The sequence below is a fragment of the Paraburkholderia jirisanensis genome (genome assembly GCF_054782355.1).
Map to the genome: position 1 here is coordinate 614014 of NZ_BAAGSQ010000021.1, position 6704 is coordinate 620717.

At 58.5% G+C, this 6704-nt stretch carries 5 protein-coding genes; 1 reads left to right on the forward strand and 4 read right to left on the reverse strand.

The genetic code is table 11. From position 1 onward, the window contains the following. The first annotated feature begins 342 nt into the window (after window positions 1–342). A complete protein-coding gene (locus tag ACYVNQ_RS11890) occupies window positions 343–699 on the forward strand; it encodes a hypothetical protein (RefSeq protein WP_460902669.1) in 357 nt (118 codons plus the stop codon). Between the two features lie 383 nt (window positions 700–1082). Here ACYVNQ_RS11890 and ACYVNQ_RS11895 read toward each other — a convergent pair whose 3' ends face one another. From ACYVNQ_RS11895 to ACYVNQ_RS11910, 4 genes are all read right to left on the reverse strand, one after another. Then, on the reverse strand, window positions 1083–1562 hold the full coding sequence (locus ACYVNQ_RS11895; RefSeq protein WP_460902670.1) for a hypothetical protein: 480 nt from the start codon (window positions 1560–1562) through the stop codon (window positions 1083–1085). Next, window positions 1555–1965, reverse strand: coding sequence for a hypothetical protein (locus tag ACYVNQ_RS11900; protein WP_460902671.1), 411 nt, complete (start codon window positions 1963–1965; stop codon window positions 1555–1557). Before ACYVNQ_RS11900 ends, ACYVNQ_RS11895 begins: the two co-directional genes overlap by 8 nt. A gap of 570 nt (window positions 1966–2535) precedes the next feature. Further along, window positions 2536–2838: a hypothetical protein gene (locus ACYVNQ_RS11905; protein ID WP_460902672.1), complete on the reverse strand. Its 303-nt coding sequence runs from the start codon at window positions 2836–2838 to the stop codon at window positions 2536–2538. Beyond that, the coding region (locus tag ACYVNQ_RS11910; protein WP_460902673.1) for a hemagglutinin repeat-containing protein at window positions 2835–6704 on the reverse strand (3870 nt) is incomplete at its 5' end. The genes ACYVNQ_RS11905 and ACYVNQ_RS11910, both read right to left, overlap by 4 nt.

Consider the following 6704-nt stretch of genomic DNA (forward strand, 5'->3'; position numbering starts at 1 on the left):
TTGATCGATACGTGCAAAGCGTACGAAAACTCTGAAAATGCGGTACTTCCAGACATTTTCTCTGTCTTGAAAATTCACTTCGACATGCTCAACCCTATAATCATCAAGCCGTCGAAACAACGACGGACAGGTTTGAGCACCTGAGTTGTCGAAGTCCCGCACGCCTGCCTCGCAGGCCGTGCGCTTGCCCTCGCGCAGTCATACGCAATGGGCGGGCCGTGGTGAGAGAGCCGAAAGGCTCGCCGGTCTTGGGGGCTTAGACACCGGTTGCTCAATCTTGCCATCGTGCCCGCTCACCCGCCTCCAGGATGGGTGAATGGGCCTCGCTTTAGAGGGGTTCACATGCAAGCCAAAACCAAAGTCCAAACCGACAAGACGCCGACGATCACGCGCGAAATGCTCGAACGACGCGTCGAGCTGCTTGAGCGGGTCAATCGCGCCAACGTGATTAACGCAGGGCAATTCGGCAAACACGCGGCGAAAATCGGCGCACTCGCGCGCGCAGTTCAGCGCCCTCGTGTCACGCTCGCCGATCGTATCGCGCTGGTGGAAACGGTCGAGTATCTGGCCGCGCTCGCGGAATCGGAAGCGACGCTCGATGAGAAGTGCATCGAGTGGGTGTGTGCGTGTCCGCCCGAGGAATGGGATGAGGTGGATGCGCAGTTGAGCGATAGCAGGGAGCCGGCGGCGGCGCATTGAGAGTTGGTGTGTACGCGTATGGGCTGCACGGCTGCTTTGCAGTGCGTGCAGCGATGTTGCTTCGCAAGGGCTTTTCTGTAGCATGCGGTTGCCGGTTGAAGCGATATACCGTATTCGTACTGCCTCTAGTTGGCATGAATTCGGCTAAGGCTATGAATTGCGAATTTTTAGACACGCCAATAGCGTGAACGCTACAGCCAACAAGCCACCTCTTACGAAGATTCCATTTACGCTCACGGTCTTCATGACGCCTGCCACGCCGAGCTTTGCATAACAGCCCTCCACAAACGCACAACTTAAGTACGACCCGACAATGTAAATCATCGCCATTCCCGATATGCAGACAAAAAGGAACAAACCGAATACGAGAAATATGCGATGGATCATTTTTTGACAGTTACGCTAGATTCCATATTTTGATAAATATTGTTGATAAGTTCCTGCCCTACGCCCCCACTAACCGAGCCGCCGACGGTCGGAATCTTGTTGCTACCAAACAGATTCCAACTACTTCCCGACCAGTCACCAGAAGATGCCCAACTTTGCGTATTCAGGCTAGGCTTCAAGAGAGAACTAGCGCTTGTCTCAGCTGCTTTTCCAAGGCCATAACCCAAGCTCGAAAGTGCTCCGCTGATAAATGCTGACCCAACAACACTGTCATTCTTGCCTTGAATAATGTTATTGAGTGCCGTTGTGGTAGCGCCGCCAAACGCATTGACACCTACGTTCCATAACAGCTTGCCATACGAACCCGCGGCACCCGTACTGAACGCGCCTGCCACATCCACCGGGTTGACGCTACCGTTCTGGATATACTGCGAGCCCGCATTGATGCTAACGCTGATCAGGCCGATCTCAACCAATTTTGACCAGCCAGCCTGCCAAGAGGCCAAAGCACAAACAGCCTACCCAGCATGCTCCGAACCATCGAAGTGCCTGAAACAAGCGAGACCGAACTGTCTTGCCTTCTTCACTCAGATAGCGTTCAGAGAATGGCGACTTTCCTTTCAGCATTCGAGCGTCGAAAACGGTTTGCCCCGGTTGTGGACTATTCACCATTCGCAGGAATAGATAGGCTGCCGAGAAAAGCGCTCCAGCGGCTAATGCACAAAAAACAACGAAGATTGCCGTTGCGACGCTAACAAACACCCTGATCGGCGGAGAACTTACTGCGTTAAACGTCTCATTGAAAAGAAGCGCTGCAAGCATTGTCAGCAAGGCTGACAATGCTGCGCTCGCTGCAAATACTCGTGTACGCAGATTCATTTTATGTGAAGTCCTCACTTGCAAAGAGACTGAGCTAAGCCACTCTTGATATTGCTAACGCCGAATGTACATGTCGTCATGTTAGTGACGGACGCAGTTCCCCTACAACGGACGGAACGCCCTTGATTTCGATTCCGTAGGAGGCACCAGTAGGCTGACCGTTGTTATACGTCACGGAGCCATCAATGCCGATGTCGGCGAGTGCAACAGTGGTATTCACGTTTGAGGCCACGCCACGCAGACAGATGCGCTTCCTTTATTAAAGCCCGGGGACGCTCCGGCAGATGGATCAAACCTGTACCCGATGCCATATGTGCCGTAGATGCCAGCGTCAAACGCTGTATTGGCGCTCGCCGGGGTGAAGTAGACACCAACACCGACCGAACCGCCATACCCGACCACTACCGATCCACCGCCCCCAGCCGTAAAAGTCACTGATGGAAGTGCAGTTTGCCGACTTGCGGGTAATCCAGCCGCGCAATCGGCAGTAATACAACCGTTTGCTGCTGGAGCGAACGGTGTGTTGCAAATACCAGGCACGATGAATCAATTTTGCTTATAGGCGTGCCACTATTTTCCGTTCTCTTTCTTTCTGTTGCTCTTCGTAAGCGATCGCATACCTTCAAGAATCCATCTTGCGACCTCGATTCCGACGGTTATGCCAAATGCTATTTCAAACAAGGTGAGGATCGCTCCATGCTTGTCAGTTTGTTTCAACGACATTGATGCCAGAACGCCATGTTGAGAACCCGAATCGATGACGTCTGGGAGATATTTAAATCCAAGACAGACAAGCAGCATGCCGATGCATCGAGCACACGTACCCCTCCAACCGTTGTCAAAAATTAATAGGTCGATTCGGGATTTGGTCATTTCGCCGCATCCTTGCTCGGAACGAAGGACGATGAGCCAGACGCTATCGAACCTGCGGTAGCCGCGGAGAGACCGTGCACGGGGTTTGGCGCGCGTGGCTGCAGCAGCGCGGGGATAGCAGGATCAAGCGATTTGTAAACGTATGGTCGAAGGACTTGTGCCAGTCCGATTTGCGTTCCGGTGCCGATCAAGGAGCCCCCGGCGGAAGCGAGTGCGCCCACGCCCATTGCATAGCTCAGACTGCTATGTTCGCCAAAATACGCGTTGTTAAAAGCTGTGTTTAATGTGTTAGCTGCGCTACCCAACAGCACGTTCGGAGAGAAGCCGACCTTGGCTCCGATAGGACCTGAGATGGCGCCCATCACAGTTGCAAATGCCGTCTGTGCGAACCGAATCGTGCCTGATTGTGCATATTGTCCAGCTGCATCCATTCCTCCACCTGTGGTACCACTTATCGCGGAGTAGCCGAGTACACCACTCTCGATGGCGATCGGCAGTCCCACAATAAGTGCAGCACCTGTCGCGGCCGAGATGGTTGCCCCGCCCATCAAATTCCGATTGACCTGCTCGCGGGTAGCACTGTCCTGAACTTGCCTGGTCAACGGCTGATTCGGCAAAGCACCATTTGGATAGTGGCTAGCGTATATGCTGATGTCGGCTTTTTGATCCGGCGTCGCGTAAAACATATAGCCTGGTCCGCTGTTGCCTTCGGCGGGCAACATGCCATGCGCCTGACCCAGGAACGTGCTTGCATTTGCATCCCATGCACCAGCGGATCCGTTCTGCACCTGCCGGTCGGCCTGCGCCGTCAAGGCGGTAATCGCCTGTTCGACCGTGATGCCTTGCTGCTTTGCATAGGCTCCTGCGTTGTCGCTGATCCACTGTCGTTCATCCGGGTGGAGTTGCCGGTTGAAGCGGTCGACGTTATAGCCTGAGACCGATCCTGCATTGCCTGCGATTGCGCCGCCTGCGCCGGTGGCAATTGCATTGGCGACGATGTTGCCCAGTGCTTCGTTCAGGTCTGAACTGCCGGTCGGATGCGAGCCGGCAATTGCGCTGCTCACGTCGTTCAGCTTGCCTGCAGCAAGTGATGCGATCGCGGCGCCTGCTGCGCCACCGAGCGCGTTGCCACCCGCCAGACCGGTCACGAGTGCCGCACCAGCCATCTGCATCTCGGCGCGCGCAGTGCCACCTTCCTTCCACGCGTTCATGCCTTCCTGATCGCCTGCGGCCCTGGCTTCATCGTATTTCGACTGGGCGAAGTCGCCAATGCGGCGCGAGACCGCTTCACCTGCTGCGCTCGCGGCCGCCATCATGTCTGCCTGCCGGTCGAGCAGGTTGTTCAGGTCCGGCAGCCTTGCGACGGTGCCGTTGGTGTCGGACGTATCGCGGCTCAGGCTCGCGATGTCCTGCTTCTGGTTCGCGGTATTCGTCACGCTAATCGTGCCCGCGCTGATTGCGCTGCGCGTGGTCGCGCTGTCGCTGCCACTGTCGCTCTGGCTGAGCATCGGTGCGGCGCCACCGGTGCCTTTGCCGGATGTGTTGCCGTAGGTGCTGTAGTTGCCGCCACCGTCGCCGGTCGTTGCACCCGCGCTGAAGCCGCTCGAGTGGGCGCTGTATTCCGAATGGTTCTGGATGTCGGAGAAGGTGAGCGTGGCCGTCGACAGGCTGTTCTTCGAGGCTTCCGCATCGCTCGCGATAAGGCCGCCCTTCAGGTCTGTGTTGCCTGCAACCGTAATGCTGAAACCACCGTCACCCGCCTGGATACCCGCCTGTTCATTCACGCCCGCATAGCTGCCGTTTGCCTTGCCGCTGCTGTGGCTGAAGCTTGCGCTACCGCCGCCCTGGCTGATGCTGAAACCGCCACCGGTGCTTTCCTGCTTCGCACGGCTCGTCATCGTGTCCTGCACGCTGGCGATGTTCAGGTTGCCGCCGACGTCCATGCTGACCTGCCGGGCAGTCACGTTTGCGCCAATCAGGCTGGTGTCGCCGCCAGAAATGATCGTGGCAGTGTTCTCAGCGTTGATATGCGTGCTGTTCTGCGTGGCCAGATCGCTGTTGGCATCGCCGTGTGCCTTCGCCATCGATGCACTGATACCGAAACCCTGCGTACCGTAGGACACGCCTACGCTCGCGCTGCTGGACTGGTTGGAACTGCGCGTGGTGTCCGTATCGGTCGTGTTGACCAGATTGACCTGGTTCTTGGCGGCGAGAATCACATCGCTTGCGCTCACGTTCGAACCTGCGATCGTCACGTTGCCGCTGCTCGGCACGTCAGAGCCGGTTGCCACGAAGGCAGTCGTGCCGCCCGCCGACACATTCGTGCCCCGGCTCGTCGTACTGTCCTCGCTGGACGTGCTTTTGCTGTGGCTGCTGCCATAGCTCAGTTCGATCTTGGCATCGGGCTTCTGTCCGCTGGCGAGGCTGTTCATTGCGCCGCCCGCTGCGCGCACCGAATCGTACGCGCCGCTTGCCGCCGCCATGCCGTGCAGGGCGGCCGCTCGACCGTCCTGGCTGCGGCTGGCGTCCCGCGCCTGGTCAACGGTGTTCGAGATCGCATCGAGCACCGGTGCCTTTACTGCCAGTGTGAATCCGCTCTTGCTGACTTCCTGCGTCTCGTCGCGGTGTGCCGTGCCGGTGGCGGCGTCGATTGTCACGTTCGCGCCCGTGCCCGCGACGTCCTTTGCCGCGATCAGGTCGCTGCCGCTCACGTGCAGGTCGCCACCGGCCGTCAGCCGGACGCTGCCGTCCGTGCTGCCGATCAGGCTGCCGTTCTGTACCAGCGAACGCTCGTGCGTCGTATTCTTCGTATCCGTCGTGCCGTACGAGATGCCGAAGCCGCCCGAGCTGCCCAGGCCGCTCCTGATGTCTTCGTGGAAGTGACTGCTGTCTGCGGTGTCCTGCGTGGTGGTGACTGTCAGACTGTTCGCTGCCGCGAGGTTCACGTCGTTCGTTGCCGCGACCGTTGAACCGGCGATCGTCATGTCGTGACCGGCGAGCGCCGTTACGGTATCGCCCGATACGGTCGAACCGTTCGCGATGAGCTGGTGCGAGCTGGTTGTATCCGTCACCTTCTGTTTCGACAGGAACCCCGAGCTATTCGAGTGCGACCAGCTTTGAGAGTCGTGCGTTTCGCTCACGCTGCCGATCGTGATGTCGCCGGTGGAGATGAGGGTGACGCTGCCGGCGTTATCTGCATTCGTCGAGATGTTCGAGCCGAGGATGGACAGGGAACCAGATCCGCTACCTGACTGGCCGGCCGCCAGGATCAGGTTGCCGCCTGCGCTCATGCTCGATGCATTCACCGCCTCGTCATAGCTCGACGACTTGTGCTGGGCCAGCCTGCCGCCCATCGACTGTCCGCTGTACGTATGCGTGTCCTTCGAGGCGGTCACCGTCAGGTCACGGCCTGCGGCCATTGCGGTATCGCCACCCGAGGCAATCGTCGAACCGGTCAGTGTCGTATCGCGCCCCGAAACGGTTGTTACGTCACCGCCCGCGACGATCGCGCTGCCCAGCTGCTGCTGGATCTGGTCGCGGTGACCGTTCTGGCCGCCGTGCGAGCTGACCTCATGTCCGCCGGCCAGTGTCGTCGTATTCAGGTTCAGGTCGCGGCCGGCCGCAATCGCCGTATTGCCGCCACTCTGGATTGTGGCCCCGGTGAGCGTCACATCCCGGCCCGCGAGCACGGTGGCGTTACCGGTCGACGAGATCACGCCCATCGCGTCGACGCCGGTGCCTGTTACGTGCCCCGTGAGGCCGTTCGATCCGAACGTTTTTGACAGGCCATAGGTCTGCGTCTCGTTGATCACGTCGCGTCCGGCCTGCACGAGCACCTCGCTGCCGCCGATCCGGCCGCCCGTATT